Here is a 23,608-nt window from a genome sequence, read left to right as displayed (position 1 = left end):
TTCCCGCTGATGCGAATTCATCCCTTGGTAATACCGATAGTGAAGTCTATTTTGCCGATATTTTGGTTAGAGGTAGACCTGTATTCCAAGTGGGTAGCCTTGCAGATCTGGGCGCAAGAGAACGGGCAAAAATTATCAATCGGCGGGTTAACAGTCTTTTGGCACAATCAGAAACTTTAGGACAGGTAACTGTTAAACCGGATGACCCTCGCCAAGTGGCAACCTTGCGATTGAATAATCGCGTATTAATGACGGTTACTCAGCAAGATGCCCAAGACTTTGGTTTGTCAGTGGAAGCCTTAGCCGAGAGATGGGCAGAACAATTGAATCAGGCAATTAAAAAACCCCCCCTAGCGATTGATGTGGGACAGCGTCTCTATGGAACAGTACAACAACTTTTACGGGATACGGTGACAAATCTCCCCTCTTTATTAGGGGCGCTGGTTATGGTTGGGATTACCTGGGGAATAGCGAAAACAGTGCAGTTTATTGGCTTTAGTTGGGCGCAACGGACAGAAGGCGATCGCAGTACGGAAATTCTGATTGGACGCTTGGGTTATGGTGGCGTCTGGGTACTGGGTTCAGTTGTTGCTTTAGGGGTTTTAGGACTGAATTTTGGTGCATTATTAGGGGCGTTGGGACTCACCAGTGTGGCGATTGGTTTTAGTCTCAAAGATGTGCTGAGTAATTATATCTCTGGAGTCATTTTACTCGCGGCTCGACCTTTTGGTATTAATGATCAGGTGGTGATCAGTGATTATGAAGGTACGATTACGCAGATTGACCTCCGGGCAACTACGATGAGAACCTATGATGGGCGGTTAGTTTATATTCCGAATCAGGAAGTATTCTCTGCCAGTATTATTAATAATACCGCTTCGCCACGCCGTCGTAGTTCAGTGATGGTTGGTATTGACTATGATGCCGATATTACTCATGCCAAACAAGTGATTAAAACGGCTCTTGCCTCACTTGCAGGATTAGAAAAAGAGCCGCCTCCGGAAATTTTGGTAATGGAATTAGCGGCGAGTACGGTGAATCTGGAAGTGCGGTTTTGGGTGGATTCGCGACGATTAGGCTTTTTGACGATGACATCTCAAGTCAGTCAACGTATAAAAGAAGCACTGCAACAGGCAAATATCGAAATGCCGACTGATATCTATACATTAATGTTTCGCAATTCTCCTCTACCAACGGATACAACGGGTAATTCTCAGTCTCACCAACCGCCTGGGGTTGAAACCCAAAGCTAAGAACTCAAGTTAGCTAAAGCGGACTGGATATGGATTTCAGTCCATAGTGGTGATTTTTCATTTTATTAAAATAAAACAATAGCCTATAAAATTGAATTTTTTTAATCCAACTTACGGCAGATACGTCACTCCGCGATCGCTGTACCCTAGAGAGACGTAAAGTTATTCAACACCGAGATAAAATACCAAGTGTAAATTGCCAAATTTTAGAAACGGATATGCATACACTACCAACTCTAACCTTAGAGGAAATCACCAGCGTGCTTGAGCGCATCTCAACATTGAGAGAGGCTGTTTTGTACAAGTAAGAATCCTTGAATATGGCTGAATTTAAGAAGTTAACTAAGATAGCTTAAAGGTAACATCTTAAAATAGGGAACTTGCACCGTAAATTGATTGGCTTTACACTAACATCACGACATCAAAATTAGCCAAGCTGATCAATCGAATGCAACTGTCACTTTTTCCAGAGACTCAAACCTCGAACGCCAAAGATAAATCGGTGTTCAGTGATCCGAGTTTTGCCAGCAATAAGCTTTTACCCGTACATCGGTGGATACCTTGGATTGCTGGCTTTTCCAGTTCTTTTGTGCGCGGCGTGGTAGAAACTAAGCTTCCTCAACCGGGAACGGTTCTTGATCCCTTTGCGGGTGTGGGTACAACCCTCGTTGAATCAGCATTAATTGGACATGATAGTGTTGGTTTTGAGATTAATCCCTACGCGGCTTTGGCTTGTCGAGTTAAAATCAATGCATATAAACTTAATCCAGAAGATATTCAAAGAGAGATAGGGCGATTCCAAACGTTTTATGACCATAGCGTGACGAGTGGATATTTGCCGATGAGTCAGCCACCATCGGGATTCCGAACCCGTCAAGCATTCTATAGTCCAACTGTGTTAGAGAAAGTCCTGATTGTTCAGGATTTTATTGATTCTGTGGATGATGAGAAGATTCAAGATATTTTTAGATTGGCGTTTGCGTCAACGATGGTTTATTACTCGAATTATTCCTATGAACCCAGTTTAGGAACCAGACGTGCAGCAGGTAAAAAGAATATTGCGGATTTTGCCGTTTTTGAATTAATCACGGAAAAGCTTAATCAAATGGCTTTGGATGTTAAATGGCTTTCTAGTAATTTGCCCCGTCATTCATTCCAAAACAAGATTGTCAACGCATCATTTTTTGATTGCCCACAGTATCTTAAACCGAATTCAGTTGATCTTGCAGTTACATCACCCCCTTATCTGAATAATTACCATTACATTCGCAACACCCGCCCCCATCTCTATTGGCTAGGGTTTGTCAAGAAGCCTGATGACACTAAGATTTTGGAACAGCAAAATTTTGGCAAATATTGGCAAACTGTGCGAGTTCAAGATAGGGTTAACTTGAATTTTTCCCATCCACCAGCCGAGCTTATTGAAAAAATTGATTACTTGCGTACAGTTAATACACAGCGAGGTATCTATGGTGGCAATGGATGGGCTAACTATGCTGCATCTTATTTTAATGATTGTCATCGTTTTGTTCAGGGACTTCGATACGTTCTCAAGCCGAGTGCTTCAGCATTTGTGGTGATTGGAAATAGTATTTTGCAAGGAGTCATGTTCCCAACCGATGTCTATTTAGGTAAAATTGTTGAACAATCGGGTCTTGAGCTTGTCAGCATAAACACGCCACGAGAGACTCGTGTGGGAAATAGTATTATTCAATCAAAGGTGCGGGTTGCTAAAGCGGATAATGCTTGTCGATTATACGAATCGGTGGTTGAATTACGTCAGCCGAAATAGTTTTGAATCTTTTCGATTAGTTGTTCTCGATTAGGACGTTGACCCTGCCATTTTCTTTCCTAACTTCGACCCGGGTGCAAGGTGTCCCATTCAGCCAGCAGTTGTCCATAACGGTTAATCCCTGGATCATGATTTCCGAAGCCATCGATAACACTATTCCATAAGGGTTGATATCGACGAATTAGTGCTGCTTCAACCGCAGGAATCAGACTACTCTCATCGTCAGTTAGAATAACAAAGCGACATGAGAAATCTGTTAAGTTGAGGTTCTGTGCTGCTCTTATACTGGTCGCATGTTCGTTTAAACGACGATAAAGAGTCGCTATTTTTTTAGATGGGGTTCGGGCTTGTCGCCAACCACTCGGAACGGCTTTACCCGCATAAATTGGTGTGGAAAGGTTATGGCTGTTCGCTTGCGCGATCGCACTATAGGGTGGAAAATGACCTGTGTAGTACAGTAAGTAAAGTCCTGCACCTGTAAATGTCTCTGATGGCGGTAAGGGTTGAACAGGTGTGGAGAGGAGAAAACCTACAGCGTCTTGAATTACCTGTTGAAACTGGGATGATCGAAAAAGGTGGTTGTCTGGGTTGAAAGAGGAAAACATTGTCGATCATGGGTGAGAAAGCCGGACATGATATGACACAACTAAACTGATGGATTGGAGTTGTCGATTTTATGGGCGCACGCCATGCGCCCCTACGGTTTCTTGTCAAGTGGTGGGTATAGGGCAGTGGATGCAGTAGAGTGTGTTAGAGTGCAGTTTGACTGAATCCCTATGTATGCCAGGTGGCGATCGCGTCTGGGGTCTGCATCCGGTGAGTAAGCTAGACTAGGATCAATGGCGGTGAAAATTTGCATCGCGCGATCGCTAAAACCTTGGATATATGGATAGGTGTTTTTTTTGGGGGATGGGGAAAAATGGCTGAATCGCCCTCTAGGTAAGCAGTTGAACGTGACTCTACTCAAATCTCAGCCGCGCAATTCCTGAAAGGCTTACTGGGACTGATGTTTAGCGATTTTTATTTTTGCCTCTTGCCAAACCCTAGGTCTGAAATGCTATTATTTTTATCAGCCGCGCAACTGAACCATGAAAACTACATACTGTCAGGCTTCCAGATGACCGCTCTCGGAATTCCCCTGAATCCCTATCAGGGATTGAAACCATTGATCAATGCTTCCGTGATTTCAATGCAATCCTCGGAATTCCCCTGAATCCCTATCAGGGATTGAAACACAAGAGGGTACAAGCCTGAAAATAACAGAAGTCTCGGAATTCCCCTGAATCCCTATCAGGGATTGAAACCATTTGAAGAACGCTTGGACTAAGTGTATAGCTGCTCGGAATTCCCCTGAATCCCTATCAGGGATTGAAACAAAACCTTAGTAAGGGCTTGGTAACCAAGCCCCTACGTCTCCCCCTCACCCTCAACCCATCACTGTAATTATGGGTATTCAACCGGACATGATATGAATCCCGATTAGGCGGCAAATCTGCACAATTGGCTCTAGCCGGATATAATAAAGAGTTCGAGATAAATGCTTTAGCCCAGAATTAGGAGTCTACCCGCCCGTGGTTGTACAAGTCGCCAACAGCATCTACGAAACCCAAACCATCGAAATTGCCAAACAGCTTCTCGACACCACTCGGCAAAAACGCTCCTTTTTTGCCCAAATGCGCGATCAAATGCGCTGGGATGATAAACTCCTAGCTTGGGCAATGAGTAATCCCGGTTTGCGGGTGCAGCTTTTTCGCTTCATTGATGCCTTACCCGCCCTCCAGAGTAAGACCGAGATTGCCCGTCATTTGCAAGACTATTTAGGGGATGAGTCGGTGGAACTTCCCACCGCCCTGAAAAATTTACTCAATTTTGCTAATCCTGACTCGATGCCGGGACAGTTGGCGGCGTCAACGGTATCTACGGCGGTGGAAACCTTAGCCAATAAGTATATCGCTGGGGCAACAATTAAGCAGGCAATTAAGACGATTGAACGCCTGCGGAAAGATAAGATGGCATTTACCCTAGATTTACTGGGGGAAGCCGTGATTACTGAAGCCGAAGCCCAGTCGTATCTGGAACGCTATCTGGATTTGATGGAACAACTTACCCAGGAAGCGAAAAATTGGTCAACGGTGCCGCCAATTGACCAAGCCGATGGGGAAGAATTACCACGAGTTCAAGTTTCTGTCAAGTTAACCGCATTCTATTCCCAATTTGACCCCCTAGATCCAGAGGGTAGCAAAAAACAGGTGTGCGATCGCATCCGGATTCTGTTACGGCGTGCTAAGGAATTGGGGGCGGCGGTTCATTTTGATATGGAACAGTATGTCTATAAAGATATGACCCTGGGCATTCTCAAGGAATTGTTGATGGAAGATGAATTCCGCGATCGCACGGATTTAGGTATTACTCTACAAGCCTATCTACAAGACAGTAAAGGGGATTTAAAAGATATTATCACCTGGGCAAAAGAACGGGGCAATCCCCTCACCGTGCGTTTAGTTAAAGGGGCATATTGGGATCAGGAAACAATTAAATCCTTACAAAACCATTGGCAACAACCCGTTTATAACCAAAAAAGCGCCACCGATGCCAATTTTGAGGAAATGACCCAGCTATTGCTAGAAAATCACCAGTATCTCTATGCTGCCATAGGGTCTCATAACGTGCGATCGCAAGCCAAAGCCATCGCCATTGCAGAACAGTTAAATATTCCCCGTCGCCGCTTCGAGATGCAAGTTCTCTACGGAATGGGGGATCAACTGGCAAAAGCCTTAGTGCAACGGGGACATCGGGTGCGGGTTTATGCGCCGTATGGGGAACTGTTACCGGGAATGGCATATCTAATTCGCCGCTTACTGGAAAATACCGCCAATAGTTCCTTCCTACGCCAAAGTTTAGAAGAACGCCCCGTTGACGAATTAATCGCACCCCCGGTTGTGGATGAGGAACCTGAACCTGTAGAGACGTTGCATGCAACGTCTCTACAATTCGCCAACGCCCCGGATACCGATTACGCCCAAGCCGAAGCCAGGGAAAAAGCCCAAACCGCCCTGGAAACCGTGCGCCAACAATTGGGTAAAACCTACTATCCCTTGATTAACGGCGACTATCAACCCACAACCGAAACCGTTGACTCCGTTAATCCCGCCAATCCCAGTGAAATTATCGGTAAAGTGGGATTACTCTCCATCGACCAAGCCGAAAATGCCCTAAACGCCGCCAAAGCCGCCTTTCCGGGATGGCGTCGCACCCCGGTTAAACAACGGGCGGATATTTTGCGTCAAGCGGCGGAATTAATGGAAGGGCGCCGGGAAGAACTCTCCGCTTGGATATGCTTAGAAGTCGGGAAAGCCTTACGAGAAGCCGATGCAGAAGTCTCCGAAGCCATCGACTTTTGCCGTTACTATGCGTCGGAAATGGAACGGCTGGAGGGTGGGTATATCTATGATGTGGCTGGCGAAACCAATCGCTATGTCTACCAACCCAGAGGAATTGCGGTGGTGATTTCTCCCTGGAATTTCCCCTTGGCGATTGCGACGGGAATGACGGTAGCCGCATTAGTCGCGGGGAATTGTACCCTGCTTAAACCTGCTGAAACCTCATCCGTGATTGCAGCGAAACTGGCAGAAATTTTAGTCGCAGCCGGAATTCCCCAGGGTGTGTTTCAATTTGTTCCCGGTAAGGGTTCCCAGGTGGGGGCGTATATGGTGAAGCATCCAGATACCCATTTAATCGCCTTTACGGGTTCTCAAGAGGTGGGCTGTCGGATTTACGCTGATGCGGCGATAGTTCAACCCAGTCAAAAGCACCTAAAACGGGTAATTGCCGAGATGGGGGGGAAGAATGCGATTATTGTCGATGAGAGTGCGGATTTAGATCAAGCTGTGGCGGGCGTGGTGAAGTCGGCATTTGGATATAGTGGTCAAAAATGTTCTGCCTGTTCACGGGTAATCGTTCTCGACCCTATCTATAATACCTTTGTCGAACGATTAATCGAAGCCACGCGATCGCTAAATATTGGGGCAGCGGAATTACCCAGTACCCAAGTTGGTCCAGTGATTGATGCTACTGCCAGAAATCGGATTCAGGACTATATTGAAAAAGGGCGGCAAGAGGCAGAAATTGCGGTGGAATGTGAAGTCCCAGACACGGGTTATTTTGTGAGTCCCACAATTTTCACCAACGTTTCACCGGATGCCAAAATTGCCCAAGAGGAAATCTTTGGTCCGGTTGTAGCGGTGATTCGGGTTAAAGATTTTCCCGACGCCCTGGCTGTGGCAAATGGGACAAAATATGCCCTGACGGGAGGATTATATTCCCGCACGCCATCTCATATTGACCAAGCATCTGCTGAGTTTGAAGTGGGCAATCTCTATATTAACCGCACGATTACCGGGGCGATTGTTTCGCGCCAACCCTTTGGCGGATTCAAATTATCAGGGGTAGGTTCTAAGGCGGGAGGACCCGATTATTTACTCCAATTTTTAGAACCGCGCACGATTACCGAAAATATTCAGCGTCAGGGGTTTGCCCCGATTGAAGGAGTTGATTAAGGTGATGAAAGCAAAACATATTATTGATTTCAATAAAGGACTAACGTTTCCGGTAATATTAGCCTTGATGGTGGCATATCAAAATTTTACCATCGGTTCTTGGGTGTACCTCGCCCTCCATGGCATGTATGGGTTTATGTGGGTACTCAAAAGCCGCATCTATCCCGATAAACAGTGGGAACAAGAAATCTCTTTTGGAACAGGTCTATTTATCTTTGGGCTTCTATTGCTCTACTGGGTTGCTCCGTTTATCCTGATTAGTAGTGGCTCAGAACCGACTCCTCCCCTGATTGCGGCGGCGATTGCGATTAACCTAATGGGTGTCTTTCTCCATTACAGCAGCGATGCTCAAAAGTATTACACGCTCAAGTATCATTCTGGATTGATTACCGAAGGATTTTTTGCCCGGTGTCGGAATCCTAACTATCTGGGAGAAGTCTTAATCTATGGCTCTTTTGCCCTGCTGACTCAGCACTGGCTACCATTTTTAATTCTGGCAGGTTTTATAGCGGGTATTTTCATTCCCAATATGCTTAAAAAAGACCAGTCACTCTCCCGTTATCCAGAGTTTGCTGACTATAAAGCTCGTTCAGGATTGCTATTCCCTAAACTGTTTGTCCCCAAATCTTCTGAGGTAAATAATTCAGACATTGCTCAGAAGGTAAGTTAGTTTTCACAGGAAACAGAGAAAAAAGCGAACCAATAGGCAAGAGGTAATTCTAGAAGGTGTATTTCAGGACTTTTTTAAGATTTAAAGAATGAAGTAGATCCCTGACGTCTTGAAGATATCGGGGATTTGGCGTCCTGAAGCCTTCTATATTGTCGTAGTATCACCGAATTTTGAATACATTTCTTTATAGATTAGGGTAGCATCTGAGTCGTCAAATCCACTCATTACTTGTAGATTAACACTGACGGATGTTACCCAGTTTTTTAGCAAAACCCTCTCTAAAAATGCGTTTGCGCCTTGTCCTTGTTGTTCCTTTCCTGCTGCAAATTACAGCGGCTGTAGGATTAACGGGTTGGCTTTCCTTACGCAATGGTGAACAAGCGGTTCATGAACTTGCCAGTGATTTACGTCAAGAAATCGCTGCCCGGATTCAACAGAAACTCGATAGTTACTTGCAGATTCCCCATGCCTTTAATAAACTCAATGCCAATGAAACCTGTCTGAATCAATTAGAATTAGACAATTGGCTTGATTGCGAAAAAACCGTCTGGCATCAGATGCAAGTTTTTCCAGTTAGCGCTACGGCAATTGGTACAGAAGATGGTAAATATCTGGAAGTGGTGCGACAAGAGGGGGATAATTTTCAAATTCATGAATCAGTGAATTATACTAAATATATTTATGCCGCGAATCAGCAAGGAAATCGGATAAAGTTATTAGAAACTCCTGCCTACGATGATCACCGAACTCGACCCTGGTACGAAAAGGCGGTAAAAGCAGGTGAGGCAACCTGGAGTGAGGTTTTTCGCTATGAACATGAAGATACATTAGCGATCGCGGCGAGTATGCCCCTGTATCAGGGTGATACGTTGCTGGGCGTAACCAGTACGATTCTGTCTCTGTCTCATATTGGGGACTTTCTGGAAAGCTTGAAAATTAGTGACTTTGGACAGACGTTTATTTTAGAACCCAAGGGGAAGGGAACCTTAGTCGCTACATCGATGAGTGAAGATACATTTGTCTCTACTGATCATGCTAAATCTGAACGTCATGATTCAATTACCAGTGAAAACCAGCTAATTAAGGCGACGGCTGACTTTTTAGTCGGGAAATTTGGTAGCTTTGAGAATATCACAGGGGAATATCAGTTAGATTTTGAGTTAGATAAAAAGAAGCAATTTGTCCAAGTTCTCTCCTTTCAAGACAATCAAGGACTCAATTGGTTGATTGTTGTCGTGGTTCCCGAAGATGAATTTATGGGACGCATCCACGCCAACACGCGCACGACAATTCGCCTCTGTGTAGCGGCGTTAATTCTTGCCACGCTTTTGGGATTATTTACCTCGCGTTGGATTAGTCAACCCATTTTACGACTGAGTATGGCATCTTGTGCGATCGCGAGTGGGGAACTTGATCAACGAGTAAAAGTCGAAGGGATTTATGAACTGCGGATTTTATCCAAATCTTTTAACCAAATGGCGCAGCAGTTGCAGGAATCCTTTACCGCCCTGGAAAATGCTAAAGCTGAACTGGAATTGCGGGTAGAACAACGCACAGCAGAACTAAAAACAGCCAAAGAAGAGGCGGATACGGCGAATAACGCCAAAAGTGAGTTTCTGGCAAATATGAGTCATGAACTGCGAACGCCATTGAATGGGGTGTTAGGCTATGCCCAAATTCTACAACGATCCAAAACGATGAGCGATCGCGAACTTGATGGTGTTCGGATTATTCATCAGTGCGGTTCTCATTTGCTGATGTTAATTAATGATATTCTCGATTTAGCGAAAATTGAAGCCCGGAAGATGGAACTCCATGGCAGTGATATTCATTTTCCTTCATTCCTGCGTGGCGTTATCGAAATTTGCCGGATTCGGGCGGATGCAAAAGGCATTTCCTTTATCTATCAACCGACTTCATCCCTTCCTGCTGGTATCCACGTAGACGAAAAGCGACTGCGACAAGTTCTAATTAATCTCCTCAGCAATGCGATTAAATTTACCGATACTGGCGGCGTTACCTTTAAAGTCGGCTATGCAGATAACCAAGACAATCACAGCATTGGGGGACACAATGGAGACAAGCCAGAAGGCGTCTCTCATCCACGGGAAGCCTCAACCTCTCCCCATCACCAAATCCGGTTTCAAATCGAAGATACCGGGGTAGGGATGAGTCCCCAACAATTGCAACGCATCTTTTTACCCTTTGAACAAGTGAGCGATCGCAAACGTCAGGCGGAAGGAACGGGACTAGGGTTAGCGATTAGCACCAAGATTGTACAACTCATGGGTAGTACCATTCAAGTCCACAGTGAAGTCGGTAAGGGAAGTGTATTTACCGTAGATCTAGACTTACCCGAAGCCCAAGAATGGATTCAAACGACTCCCGCCTTTACTCAAGGTAGAATTATTGGCTATCAGGGCAAACCCCTAACCATCCTTGTCGTCGATGATCGCTGGGAAAATCGTTCAGTCATCGTCAATTTGCTCGAACCCTTGGGATTTGATGTCATTGAGGCGAATAATGGTCGAGAAGGATTAGATATCGCCATGACAGCCTCACCGGATCTGATCATTACCGACTTAATTATGCCGATTATGGACGGCTTTGAGATGATGCGACACATTCGCCAGTCCAAAACCCTGAAAAATATGCTAATCGTAGTATCGTCAGCCAGTGTTTTTGAGATGGATCGGCTTCACAGTTTGGCAGCCGGGGGTAATGATTTTCTGCCCAAACCCGTTCACATTGATGAGCTACTCCAGACGTTACAACAACATTTGGGACTGACCTGGATTTACGAACCCGCATCAGGGAATGGTAGTCAGTCAGCGGCTGTTAAGGTAACACCATACGAGCAACAAAAACCGGGCAAACTCGAAGCGATTATTTTTCCTGAAGAGGAATTAGATATTCTCTGGGATTTAGCCATGAAAGGTCGCATTAAAGTTCTCCTCGAAGAAATTGATAATATCGAGAGTTCGGACAAGAAGTTCGCCCCATTTGCTCAATATATACGCCAGCTTGCTAAAGGCTTCCAGCTTAAAAAAATACGAGATTTTATTGAAGAAAATCGGTGCATTCACTAAACGGAATTAACCTATCGCTAACAACTAGAAATTCTCGCCATGCTTACGTCTAAATCTACTACATTGAACCGGATAGAACAACGCAACAAGGCAATGATAGACAAGTTAAATAAAACGATTATTTTAATTATTGACGATAGTCCCAACAATCTAGAAATACTCTCAGAAACCCTGACTAGCGCTGGATTTGAAATTGCCGTTGCTCTTGATGGAGAAACCGCGCTTGAGCAAATTGCCTATGATCCACCGACCTTAGTTTTGTTAGATGTGATGATGCCAGGAATTGACGGATTTGAAACCTGCCGACGTCTAAAAGCAAATCCTGACACTCACGAGATTCCGATCATTTTTATGACGGCTTTGACCGATACCATTGATAAAGTTAAGGGGTTAAATTTAGGGGCTGTAGACTATATCACTAAACCCTTTCAGCAGGAAGAGGTATTAGCACGAGTCAAGGTGCATTTGAAACTGCGAACCTTAACCAAAACCTTAGAAGAACAGAATACCCGATTAGTTGAAGAAGTTGAACAACGGGGTAAAGCAGAAGCCGCGTTGCAAACATTGACCCAAGAATTAGAACAACGGGTGGAAGAACGGACGAATCAACTTGCCCAAGCCCTCAACAATTGGCAACAAGCCCAAGCTATGCTAGTTCAAAGTGAAAAAATGTCCAGCTTGGGACAAATGTTAGCCGGAGTTGCCCATGAAATTAATAATCCCATTACTTCGATTCATGGCAATTTAAGCTGTGCCAGCGAATATAGCCGAGATTTACTTAAACTCCTGCAAATCTATGCTCAACATTATCCGAATCCAGTTTCCGAAATTCAAGATAAATCTCAAAAAATTGACACGGATTTTCTGGTAAAAGATTTACCAAAAACCTTTAAGTCGATGGAATTGGGCATCGAACGCATCTGTCAAATCATTAAAAGCTTGCGAAATATATCTCGCCTCGACGCGGGCGAAATGATGATGGTTGATTTGCATGAGGGGTTAGATAGTACGCTGGTTCTCTTGCAACATCGGATCAAACCCTCCGGGAAACATTTAGGGATTCAAGTGATTAAAGAATATGGTAAATTACCGCCTATTGAATGCTATCCTGGACGGTTGAGCCAAGTGTTTATGAATATTCTGGCGAATGCGATTGATGCCTTAGAGGAAGCAGAATTTAGAAAGCAAAATTCCGAGACAATTTCAGAGAGTGATCCAACCCCCGCGCCTCCCACTATCTGGATTCGTACCAGAGGGATTGATAACCAGCGAGTAGAAATCCGTATTTCTGATAATGGTCCTGGTATTCCTGAAGAGATACAAGAAAAGCTATTCCAAGCCTTTTTCACGACTAAACCCTTTGGTAAGGGAACGGGGTTAGGGTTATCGATTAGTCATGAGATTGTCGTGGAGAAACACGGCGGACAATTACGTTGTGTGTCTCACCCTGGAGAAGGTGCTGAGTTTATCATTGAACTGCCAATTGGTTAATGAAGGGAAGATGAGGGAGATGGGGAAGATAGGTGTCAGATGGGGAAATTGTGTAGGGGTTCACTTTCACTACTATCGTTGGAAATGGTGCGTTACTATTATCGTTGGAAATGGTGCGTTACGCTACCCTTCGGGAACGCTTCGCGAACGCTAACGCACCCTACTGGCTACTATCGTTGGAAATGGTGCGTTACGCTTTGCTAACGCACCCTACACCCGCCCCGACTTGACAAATGACAAATGACAAATGACAAATGACAAATGACAAATGACAAATGACAAATGACCAAAATAAGGAGGTGATACCCTTGCCGAAAGTTCGCGTGCGCCAACATGTCAATCCCTTGAGTAAAAAATACCTGACTCCAGTAACGCCTCCCCCCTGGGACAAGGTTTATCATCAACCCCAGCAACCTTTGCATCTCGATATCGGTAGTGCGAGAGGGGAGTTTTTGTTAGAAATGGCAACCCGGAACCCCGATTGGAATTTTCTGGGATTAGAAATTCGAGAACCTTTAGTCGAGAAAGCCCAAGAATTGGTAGCGGAGTTAGGATTAGATAATCTTCATTTTATCTTTTGCAATGTCGATAACTCATTAGCGCCAATTTTAGCTTCTTTACCACCTGGCGTATTCAAACGGGTAACCATTCAATTTCCTGATCCATGGTTCAAAAAACGACATGCTAAACGCCGTGTAGTCAAACCGGAATTGGTCAATACTTTGGCAAAATACTTGGTCAAAGGCGGCGAAGTTTTTATCCAGTCTGACGTTGAAGCCATAGCCCAGGAAATGTGCGATCGCTTTACTGAGAATCCAGCCTTTCAACGTCAAGGAACCGAGTGGTTAGCCACGAATCCTCTACCTGTTCCCACCGAGCGAGAAACCTACACAATAGCCTGTAAACAACCTGTTTATCGCGCGTTGTTTGTGATTGGTGATTAAGTGGGTAATTCGTCATTCGTCATTCGTCATTTGTCATTTGTCATTTGTCATTTGTATTAATTAAAGGTGTAGGGGCGGGTTTAGGGATTTTATTCTCGCTATTGATGATCAGATTTATTCAAAACCCGCCCTTCTACGTCTTATCAAAAAAAGATTCCATTTTATTAATTAAAGGTGTAGGGGCGGGTTTAGGGATTTTCTTCTCGCTATCGATAATCAGGTTTATTCAAAAGCCGCCCTTCTACGTCTTATCTTTGATGTTAGTCAGGACGGGTTTTGCTATAGCAGTAGACACATCGATTAGGACTTTCGGCACCATTGTAGAGACGTTGCATGCAACGTCTCTACATAAATGATGTGTCCTAACAGCCATGGCGGTTGCTATACATACATTATCGGTGGGATTCAAGATTGAGTGGCTAAACCCGCCCCTACATATTGATTGACAGATGTTTCGCCGGAACCTCTCTACCGGATCGTCACGCGATCGCGCCCCTGTCGTTTTGACTCAAATAGTGCTTCATCAGCCGCCTGCACCAGCTTTAATGGATCATCATCTGGATGGGGAATCATCACAGCGACACCCAAACTCAGGGTGATAATTGAGGAATATCCACACATCCGATAGGGATCATGGGAAATATTTAAGGCTTTGACACGTTCTCGGATTTGCTCTGCTAATTGTACCGCTTGCTCTCCATTTATTTGTGGCATAATTACGGCAAATTCTTCCCCGCCAAAACGGGCAACCAAAGCCCCTGAATGCTTAACGCACTCCCGAATCGCTTGGGCGATTTGCTGTAAACAAAAGTCTCCTGTCAGATGACCAAACGCATCGTTAAACAATTTGAAAAAATCGATATCCGCTAAAATCAGTGCCAGGGGAACCTCTTCTTCCGCTAATCTCTGCCATTCTTCGGCGAGGTGATCGTCAAAGTCGCGGCGATTCGCCAGCTTGGTTAAGTCATCAATTCTTGATAAATACTTTAACTGTTGATTCTCTTGCTCTAACTGTCCAATACGCGGATCGGTTGGCGATTCCAGGGAGAGTTGTTCCCTCAAATAAAGCCGATATAACTTACAGCGGATTGTCGCCTGATTTCCCTGTAGTTTGATCAGCCCCATACTCTCTAATTTATACGCCGCGATCGCGTCTAAACGCACGCTCTCTGTTGCCATCACCACCTGTTGCAACGCCGCCACTAACTCCGGATTCTTTTCCACCGTGGCGAATTGACGCCGCAAATGATGACTATAAACTCCCGCCAGGGTTGGTGCTTCTTCTAATAACTGTGCCAAGGTAAGATCCGCGTAACGCAGGTGATAAAATGCCAGTTGGATTAAATAAGGATGTCCTCCCACCATTGCCATTAAGTCGGCGACTTGAGACTCATCCATCCCATCGAGTTGATAACGACGGGCTAACTCCTGCACTTGCTCTAACGTTAACTCCGACAAAATCAAGGGTAGTCCCACATTAAAGGGAGATTGATTAATATTTAATGACGTATAAATCTCCGTCGAATGCACCACAACAAAGCGCAGTTGCTCAAACCCCTCATCCAGTTGGGCTTCTTCATGCCAGGAACGCAGTAATGGTAGAAAGTCCCTGGCAATTGTGTCATACTCTAACAGCCGATTAACTTCATTCAATGTCAGCAGAATCGGCGTGTCAATTTGCTCCAGCAGATATCCTTGAAAATAGAAGGTGCAGCTAACTTTGCTACCAATATCTTCATCCCAATAGTCATCCAGATTAGGTGGGATCTGCAACTGCCGAGCGACGTTAGCGCAGAACCAGCGCAGAAATTTATCCAGGTTGATAAAAACACTTTCATCAGCTTGTTGAAAGTCGAGATTAACTGTGTGGAATCCTTGCGCCTTAGCTTGAGCAATAATCCGTTGCAGCAGAGAACTTTTTCCCATCTTTGAGGGTGCTTTGATGCGAATGATACTGCCGGGTATGCCAATTTCCGCGTAAGCGATTTCTTCGACAGGGGGGCGATTGATGTAAAATTCGGAATTAAGTGGCAGAGGACTACCAGGGAATTCTAACCGATCTGGTGTTTTGGTTTGGTTTAACATAGTATTGCTGAAGTTGGCTAGAGGAGATTGGGCTGAAATATCTTTTGTTCCGTTGATAATATAGTACTCAAAGACAGTATTGATATTATTTTTAGTGACTTTTTCTCCAATAATCTGAGAAAGACGTTGCCAAAGTTTAGCACCAACATCTCGAATATAACTCTCTTCATATCCAATGTTAGCCGAAATTTCCGTATAGGTTAACCCTTGCCACGTCAAGTGAAAGACTTGTTCTTGAATGTTACTCAGTGGCGGCTCACGAAGCATCGAACTCAGGACAGCTAGCGCTTCTATACTATTCATTGAGTATCATTATGTATTGTATTAACTCAGCCTTTTTAAGTTTATTTTAAGGGACAGAGTACCAAAAACCAACATTTTCCAACAAAAATGTCTATTTTGGTTCATTTTGAACACTAGAGCGGAAATTATAGGACATTATCCAACAGATAAGGTAGAATGGGGATCAGTATACTGAAAACGTGACAGAGTTGTCTTTTTATCTAAACTAAAAAACAAAACCACTTTTTTGAATATACTCACAGCAATTTACCCGTTTTCCGGGCAATAACTCCTCAATTACTGTAGTTATTAGTTATTTTAAAAACGGCATAAAATACCGCTCACAGGATACACCGATAATTCATAGTAACGCCGTTTACCAGAACGATGAATGGTTGTTTTTGTCAGGGATAATGGAATAGAAATTGCTCCGAGACGTAGCCGCCATATTTCCCAAATTTTTCAACGCCTGTATAGCAAACAGGAGTATCCAGGAATGGAAATTGGTTTAACCCTGTGTCAGACAAGAGTGGACAATCATCGTGGTAGACTTTGGGTAGAATCTCAACTCGGTCAGGATTCAACGTTTTACTTTACTTTTGCTGATTATCAGAATTAAAATTATGGGTACTCAAGGCACTTTAATTGATTTTCCTCTACCAGCGATTTTTCAGTGGCTTGAGAAAGGGAATAAAACAGGTGTACTAGCGATTCACCCCTTCACTGGTGTCCGCTTCGCGTCTGATACAAACTGGCAATCCAATGTAGGCGTTAGAGGAAACACGGGAAATGAGGAAGATAGAGCGTCAACCCTCAAGACGCGCCATGGAACGTCTCCAGAATCAGTCAGGACGAGTTTTGAACCAACGTTACCACCTGTAGCAAAACCAAAGCAGATCCACTCGTCTCTACAAATTCAACACTTTCCCAATCACTACATCTGGATAGCTCAAGGTCGAATAGTCGCCGCCGCTAATCGGTTCGATGGAAAGGGTTTGATATCCCTGATTCGACGGGATCAATGGGTAAGCGATCGCGTCTTAAGCAAATTATTACAGCGTTGCTCCCTGAATCACCAACCCTTGGGGTTATGGCTCAAAAGTAACGGCGTCTTGGATAGCGCACAACTCGAACAAATCTTTGAGATTCAACTCGTCGAGCAAATTGTTCCTCTATTTCAACTCAAGGATGCTCAGTTCAAATTTGAATTGAGAGCGGCTCTACCTGCACTGGAAATGACTGGTTTAAGCCTATCCACAACCGAAGCAACGATAATGATATCGGGAGCGTTGAAACGGTTTAGTGGGTGATGGGGTGATGGAGAGCTGGGGAAGCAGAGGGAGCTGGGGGAGCAGAGGGAGCTGGGGGAGCAGAGGGAGCTGGGGGAGCTGGGGGAGCAGAGGGAGCTGGGGAAGCTGGGGAAGCTGGGAAGTTAACTCAAAACTCTACCTACCTGTTCCCTGTTCCCTGTTCCCTGTTCTTTGACAAATGACGAATGACGAAAACTTTAACCGCGATCGCAAACCCATTTCCATAGCGGATGACTCGGACCTTGATCACATATCCGACGCACCTGATGCGCCAAGCGTTGTTTTTCAGCGGGCGGAATTCCAAATAAAATGTTGCGACTTTGCCAAACTAAAACCGCCGTCGTCATCCCAATACAGATAGCTAGACCCAAAATAGGCAAACGGTTAAATGCAATACTATATCGCAGACCCGACCAGGTAAAATGCTCTTGTAACAACAATAACTCATAACGCCAACCCCAAAGACTCAGCGGAGCAACACTAATCCAAAGAATACCCACGAATAACCAACGACCATACACCGTAAGTTGATGAAGTCGCTGAATTTTCACCTTTATTGTCGGCTCAAGGTGATCTGGAGTGTTGTGAGAAGTCTGAGTGTCTGACGGCTCCATTATAATTAAAGACAATTCCAATTATGCTTTGTCCAAAAATTCAGCTTCGATAACCTGGGTAGCTTTGGTTTGACCCGTGCGTTCTCTCCAGAATGCTAATAGGGTACTGGCAATAAAAATACTCGAATATGCACCTGCGATAAACCCCACAATTAGGGCTAGGGCAAAATATTTTAACGTTTCTCCGCCAAACAAGAAAATAGACACCAACGTTAATACCGTAGTTAACGTGGTATTAATTGACCGGGTAAGGGTTTGATTAATCGCATCATCAACTATTTGATCAATATGTTGGTCGGGATGCTTGGCAATGACTTCCCGGATGCGATCGTAAATAACTACGGTATCATTAACAGAAAATCCAATAATTGTCAAGAGAGCGACGACAAAAAGGCTATCGACTTCTACCCCTTGGACTAAACCCAAAATAGAGAAAATGCCCAACGTGACTAGGATATCGTGAAGTAAAGCAATAAACGCCAAAAAAGCATAGTCAAACTGAAACCGGAACGAGAGGTAAACCAGAATCCCGGCAAAGGAAACGAGTAATGCCAGTAAACCGGATGTAAATAACTGTTGTCCGATGATTGGACCTACCGTATCAATTTGAGTCGCGGCTGGAGCGAATTCCCCAATCCTTTCACTTAGGGCTGCTTGTAACTGACTGCGCTGTTCAACATCTAACGTTTTCGTCCGAATCGTCAACCCTTGTTGTGCAGCACCGATACGCTGAATCGTACTATTACCCAGATCCTGTTCATTGAGAACCTCGCGCACCTCTGCCAGCTCTATCGGTTCGTCGCAGTTACCGGGTACACTACAATCGAGTTCAACTTGTAGACGTGTCCCGCCAACAAAATCAAGACCGGGACGCAGAGGCGCTCCTAGCTGTGCCGTGGAAATCGCCATCGAAACTATACCAGCCAGGATAATTACGGCGGAAATGATCCACCAGAGCGATCGCTGTTTGATTACACTAAATTTGGTCATTTGTCATTTGTCATTCGTCATTTGTCATTTGTCATTTGTCATTTGGTCGGGGCGGGTTTTGCCGCCAAGCTAGCGATAACAATCAATATTAGTCCCTAAACCCGCCCCTACACACAGATGTCATGACACCTCTCTACATGACTCCCCCAGCTTCCCCAGCTCCCTCATCTCCCTCATCTCCCTCATCTCCCTCATCTCCCTCATCTCCCCCATCACCCCATCACTGAGACGATGACAGATTCGGACAAAACAGTTGCGGCTTCTGGCGCACCCCAGGAAATCCTAAAACCAATAACAGCATAAATGTGCGAGTACAGGTAAGGGCTGTAAACATACTAATCACAACTCCAATTCCTAGGGTAACGGCAAAGCCCTTAACTAAACCTGACCCTAGCCAAAATAGAGCCGCACACGCAATCAACGTGGTTAGGTTCGAGTCTAAAATACTGGAGAATGCTCGATAAAAACCCGATTCCACAGAGCGATATAGAGTTTTCCCCTCGCGTAACTCTTCTCGCGTCCGTTCAAAAATTAGCACATTCGCATCTACCGCCATGCCAATACTGAGAATAAACCCAGCAATTCCTGGTAGAGTTAACGTCACACCAATCAGGGCAAAGGCGGCTAGGGTAAGTAGAGCGTAGATACTCAGCGCCACATCAGCAATTAAACCGGGGAGACGATAGTAGATACCCATGAACACCAAGACTAAAATTAAACCGCCAATGGCAGCATAAACACTGCTTTGAATACTATCTCGTCCCAGGGTAGCGCCGACAGTGCGATTTTCCACGATTTCCACAGGTAACGGTAACGAACCCCCTTTGAGTTGGGCGGCTAAGTCACTCGCCCGTTGCACATCAAAATTCCCAGTAATCACAGCACTACCGCCACTAATCCCCGTTTCCGCGTATTCGGGACCCACCGTGGGGGCGCTGATTAGGGAGTCATCCAGGAAAATTCCAATACTGCGCCCGGTACCTGCCAAGTCTCTAGTCAGTTCAGCAAATCCTTGTCCCCCCGCCGCATCAAAACGGATGGCGACTTGCCAACCATTACCAGCTTGAGTCGGTTGCGCGAAGGCATCTTTGAGGTTTTTCCCAGTGACATTCGTCTTCTCAAACAATTCTGCGATCGCGGCGTTCGAGCGTTCCAAAGCGGCTTGATTTTCTGCGATCGCGTCTGGATCACCACCCTCTTCACTCTCCAGTAGAACGGCTTGCTCAAATAGCAGTTGCTGACGCAACTGTTGCTCAATCTGAAGCTGGGCTTCTGTACCCGGTATTTGCTGGCGGAAATCCAGTTGTGCGGTTCCCCCTAGCACCCGTTCCGCCTGTTGCGGATCATTCACACCGGGGAGTTGTACCAATATTTGGTCTGAGCCAATAGTTTGGACTTGAGATTCAGAAACACCCAGAGCATTCACTCGACGGTCAACCACAGTTTTAACAGCTTCCAACTGATCGGGCGCAATTTCGGGAATCTCTTCTGTGGTTTTCACCTGAATTGTCAGTTGTGCGCCACCCCGCAAATCCAGTCCCTGCTGAAGAGGAATCTTCACCAGCACCACAATTGCCAGAATGATCAAGACTAGAATCAGGGCTACTAACGAACGCTGTCTTTGCATAACTGTGACCCGCCGCAACAAATGCTATCTTAACTCTGTTTCTTTCATATCTTGCACCATTTTCCGTAAGCCCCCCCATCCGCCAAGAACTTCAGGTCTTGACAAGCAAGCTACTGTCCAGGCTTAGTGGAGCGAAATCCATTCCAGTCAGCTTTAGCTGACTTTAGCTTTTAGCCTTGGGTTTGAACCCAAGGCGGTTTAAGGTGAGTGGTGCAAGATCTGAGTTAAATCTGAAGTGCCAACATCTTTTTTACTCCCTCTGCAATCTGCTGAGGTTGGACAATGGTCAGGCTTTCCAGAGTGCCATTATAAGGAGTGGGGATATCTTGAGACGAGAGCCGCAAGACAGGAGCATCCAATTCATCGAAGAACCGATCATTGATTGATGCCGTTACCTCCGCCCCAATACCACCAGTTTTCATGCATTCTTCCACCAGAATCACCCGATGGGTTTTGCGAATCGATGCGCCAATGGTTTCAAAATCCAAGGGCTTCAGAGAAATCAAGTCAATCACCTCTGGATCAAACCCTTCTTTCTCTAGAGACTTCACCGCTTGGGTGACATGGTGACGCATCCGCGAGTAAGTGAGAATGGTGACATCTTCGCCCTCTCGGACAACCTCGGCTTTATCCAAAGGCAGGACATACTCCTCATCTGGCAAATCTTCCTTTAAGTTATAAAGAAGAACATGCTCAAAGAACAAAACCGGATTATCGTCCCGAATTGCCGCTTTGAGTAATCCCTTGCCATTGTAAGGAGTAGAGCAGGCGACAATCTTTAAACCCGGAACCGCTTGAAAATAGGCTTCGAGTCGTTGAGAATGTTCCGCACCCAGTTGACGCCCCACCCCACCGGGACCACGAATCACCATGGGAATTTTGAAATTACCGCCAGACGTGTAACGCAGCATCCCAGCATTATTGGCAATTTGGTTAAATGCCAAGAGCAAAAAGCCCATATTCATGCCTTCAATAATCGGTCGCAACCCCGTCATTGCTGCGCCCACGGCTAAACCCGTAAAACTATTTTCGGCAATGGGAGTATCTAGAACTCGCAGTTCACCGTATTTTTTATACAGATCCTTGGTCACTTTGTAGGAGCCACCGTAGTGACCCACATCTTCACCAAGCACGAATACCGCGTCATCGCGAGCCATTTCTTCATCAATAGCCGCACGCAACGCATTAAAAAAAAGTGTTTCTGCCATCAATACCTCATCAGAAGTGGCAAATGTCATCCTAGCATTGCCTAAGCAACAGGGGAAGTCGGGGAGCGGGGGAGCGGGGGAGCGAGTATGACCTAAGACAAATATCTCTAACTCAAGCCAAGTTTAATTTTTATAATAAAAAATTAAAGTATTGAGGTTTCATTAATCAATTCCCATTAAAGCAATTAGAATTTCCTATTGATAAGTCATAGTAATAAATTTTGTTCATTGCTGCCTCTAGAGATTAGTTTTGCTTAAAAGGGATCGAAAAACTACAGATTTATGTATACTGAATGACTGTGTGAGTCATGACAGTGCATTCTACAGCAGAATTATTTTACATTATGCCATTTTTCGGACTAATTTGGACAACATCATGGGTAAGCTGTTTGCTGGCATCCAGCCAGGGTCTATTAAGAGTACCCGACTACATCACCAATGCTTTACCGACTAAAGTTTTATCCGTTGTTAACAGCCCACTCGAACAACCAATATCTCCTTTTTTTTCATCTCCAGTTTATTCAAACGTCTGGTCTAACAAGTCTTCAGTAACAGCACTTGCCAATTCAGGATTAGCTAATGATTTAGGCAGTTTACCATTTCCATTCGCCCAGACTGCTACTGTCGCAGCTCATCCATTCAGGGATACTGCTCAACCAGTTACTTGTCCAGCAAAGTCAGATTCCCTGGATGATGGGGGCAAATCCCAACCTAGCCATGATTCCTCATCGGCTTTAGGAAATTATTCATCTACCAACCATCTCTCAAACGCTAGTCTACCCCAGAAAATCTGGAAAATGATCGAGAATTTGTTTTCTTGGGGTCAACCTGTTGCATCCAAAGAAAAAACCTCGGCTGAATCCGTAGTCGTAATCAGCTCTCACTCTCAAACACGACCTCGTGGCAGAAATAAGAGTCAGGGAATAAGGGGAAAACGGGGCTTTTTGCAATATACCCAAAGGAGTAATAAATTAGAACATTCGGCTGAACAGCAGCAATTCCAGGTTGTGGTGAAAGGGCGAACGATTGCCCAATTGCCGACTCAAAAGCAGGCTGAACAAATGGCGCAAAGTCTCACGCTGTTGTTTTGTGACTCATCAGATGTATCTGAGATAAATTCATCGGTACGAGCTATCCTGTCTGATGGAATACCTGTGGTGAAAGCAGGCGATCGCGTATTATTTAAAGTGGATGATACCTTAGCCAAAGACTTAGATCAGCATCGAGAACTTCTGGCAATTGAATGGGCAAATAACTTGCGTCTAGCGTTAGGACAATCGCCATTAAGTTTGGCAGACGCCCAAAAGCAGATGTACAACTTAGTTGAAACATCAAGTACCATTGAAGGCATAGCATCTTGGTACGGACCCTATTTTCACGGTCGGTACACAGCTACTGGGGAAATTTACGATCAGCATGATTTGACGGCAGCGCATCCTACCTTACCATTTGATACCTATCTGAAGGTCAAAAATTTAGAAAATGGTCATAGTGTGATTGTTCGCATTAATGATCGCGGTCCTTATATTCCGGGTAGAACTCTAGATTTATCCCGACAAGCCGCTCGTTCTATTCGGAGTGAAATAGTAGGAGTTATTCCGTTTGAAGCTACACTTATGGAACCACGCGAAAGGATAAGGGATGAGGGATAAAAGAGATAATAAAGATGGGGAAGATGGGGAGCAAATGACCAATGA

The 23,608-nt window shown here is 44.9% G+C and carries 16 protein-coding genes; 10 read left to right on the top strand and 6 right to left on the bottom strand.

The features are described 5' to 3' along the window. Together RIG66_RS28945 and RIG66_RS28940 are read left to right on the top strand one after the other, a co-directional pair. Positions 1-1,253: mechanosensitive ion channel family protein (locus RIG66_RS28945; RefSeq protein WP_446382822.1), on the top strand; the 1,253-nt coding region annotated here is incomplete at its 5' end. A gap of 448 nt (positions 1,254-1,701) precedes the next feature. Continuing rightward, positions 1,702-3,045 (top strand): DNA methyltransferase, encoded by a 1,344-nt coding sequence (locus RIG66_RS28940; RefSeq protein WP_446382820.1) that lies wholly within the window; start codon positions 1,702-1,704, stop codon positions 3,043-3,045. Positions 3,046-3,104: 59 nt separating this feature from the next. Here RIG66_RS28940 and RIG66_RS28935 read toward each other — a convergent pair whose 3' ends face one another. Next, a complete protein-coding gene (locus RIG66_RS28935; protein WP_446382818.1) occupies positions 3,105-3,650 on the bottom strand; it encodes an Eco29kI family restriction endonuclease in 546 nt (181 codons plus the stop codon). Between the two features lie 966 nt (positions 3,651-4,616). Between RIG66_RS28935 and pruA the strand changes: the two genes are divergently transcribed. The 5 genes from pruA (at position 4,617) to trmB (ending at position 13,795) form a co-directional block, all read left to right on the top strand. Continuing rightward, positions 4,617-7,601 (top strand): L-glutamate gamma-semialdehyde dehydrogenase, encoded by a 2,985-nt coding sequence (gene pruA, locus RIG66_RS28930; protein WP_446382816.1) that lies wholly within the window; start codon positions 4,617-4,619, stop codon positions 7,599-7,601. A gap of 4 nt (positions 7,602-7,605) precedes the next feature. Next, complete coding sequence (locus RIG66_RS28925) at positions 7,606-8,271, top strand: methyltransferase family protein (protein WP_446382814.1); 666 nt, start codon at positions 7,606-7,608, stop codon at positions 8,269-8,271. Between the two features lie 248 nt (positions 8,272-8,519). After that, positions 8,520-11,360 carry an ATP-binding protein gene (locus RIG66_RS28920; RefSeq protein WP_446382813.1) on the top strand — a complete coding sequence of 947 codons (2,841 nt, stop codon included), beginning with the start codon at positions 8,520-8,522 and terminating at the stop codon, positions 11,358-11,360. A gap of 39 nt (positions 11,361-11,399) precedes the next feature. Beyond that, positions 11,400-12,851 carry a hybrid sensor histidine kinase/response regulator gene (locus tag RIG66_RS28915; RefSeq protein WP_446382810.1) on the top strand — a complete coding sequence of 484 codons (1,452 nt, stop codon included), beginning with the start codon at positions 11,400-11,402 and terminating at the stop codon, positions 12,849-12,851. A 275-nt stretch (positions 12,852-13,126) separates the two neighbouring features. Further along, positions 13,127-13,795 carry a tRNA (guanosine(46)-N7)-methyltransferase TrmB gene (trmB, locus tag RIG66_RS28910; RefSeq protein ID WP_446382808.1) on the top strand — a complete coding sequence of 223 codons (669 nt, stop codon included), beginning with the start codon at positions 13,127-13,129 and terminating at the stop codon, positions 13,793-13,795. 468 nt (positions 13,796-14,263) lie between these two features. Here trmB and RIG66_RS28905 read toward each other — a convergent pair whose 3' ends face one another. Continuing rightward, the gene (locus RIG66_RS28905) at positions 14,264-16,183 is read right to left on the bottom strand and encodes an AAA-like domain-containing protein (RefSeq protein WP_446382806.1); all 1,920 of its coding nucleotides are present in this window, start codon (positions 16,181-16,183) and stop codon (positions 14,264-14,266) included. 370 nt (positions 16,184-16,553) lie between these two features. Between RIG66_RS28905 and RIG66_RS28900 the strand changes: the two genes are divergently transcribed. Next, positions 16,554-16,781, top strand: a complete 228-nt coding sequence (locus RIG66_RS28900; RefSeq protein WP_446382804.1) for an ATP-binding protein — start codon at positions 16,554-16,556, stop codon at positions 16,779-16,781. Between the two features lie 4 nt (positions 16,782-16,785). After that, complete coding sequence (locus RIG66_RS28895) at positions 16,786-17,472, top strand: DUF4388 domain-containing protein (RefSeq protein WP_446382802.1); 687 nt, start codon at positions 16,786-16,788, stop codon at positions 17,470-17,472. 197 nt (positions 17,473-17,669) lie between these two features. Here RIG66_RS28895 and RIG66_RS28890 read toward each other — a convergent pair whose 3' ends face one another. The 4 genes from RIG66_RS28890 to RIG66_RS28875 all read right to left on the bottom strand — a co-directional run bounded on the left by RIG66_RS28890 (position 17,670) and on the right by RIG66_RS28875 (position 21,911). Continuing rightward, positions 17,670-18,086, bottom strand: a complete 417-nt coding sequence (locus RIG66_RS28890) for a hypothetical protein (RefSeq protein ID WP_446382800.1) — start codon at positions 18,084-18,086, stop codon at positions 17,670-17,672. Between the two features lie 21 nt (positions 18,087-18,107). Beyond that, a complete protein-coding gene (gene secF / locus RIG66_RS28885; protein ID WP_446382798.1) occupies positions 18,108-19,076 on the bottom strand; it encodes a protein translocase subunit SecF in 969 nt (322 codons plus the stop codon). Between the two features lie 220 nt (positions 19,077-19,296). Continuing rightward, positions 19,297-20,703 carry a protein translocase subunit SecD gene (gene secD / locus RIG66_RS28880; protein ID WP_446382796.1) on the bottom strand — a complete coding sequence of 469 codons (1,407 nt, stop codon included), beginning with the start codon at positions 20,701-20,703 and terminating at the stop codon, positions 19,297-19,299. A 224-nt stretch (positions 20,704-20,927) separates the two neighbouring features. Continuing rightward, on the bottom strand, positions 20,928-21,911 hold the full coding sequence (locus tag RIG66_RS28875) for a pyruvate dehydrogenase complex E1 component subunit beta (protein ID WP_446382826.1): 984 nt from the start codon (positions 21,909-21,911) through the stop codon (positions 20,928-20,930). Positions 21,912-22,219: 308 nt separating this feature from the next. Between RIG66_RS28875 and RIG66_RS28870 the strand changes: the two genes are divergently transcribed. After that, positions 22,220-23,563, top strand: a complete 1,344-nt coding sequence (locus RIG66_RS28870; RefSeq protein WP_446382794.1) for a septal ring lytic transglycosylase RlpA family protein — start codon at positions 22,220-22,222, stop codon at positions 23,561-23,563. Positions 23,564-23,608 lie beyond the last annotated feature (45 nt).

Source organism: Coleofasciculus sp. E2-BRE-01, assembly GCF_040221695.1.
Taxonomy (GTDB): Bacteria; Cyanobacteriota; Cyanobacteriia; order Cyanobacteriales; family Coleofasciculaceae; genus Coleofasciculus.
This window is presented reverse-complemented; position numbering and strand designations above follow the sequence as displayed.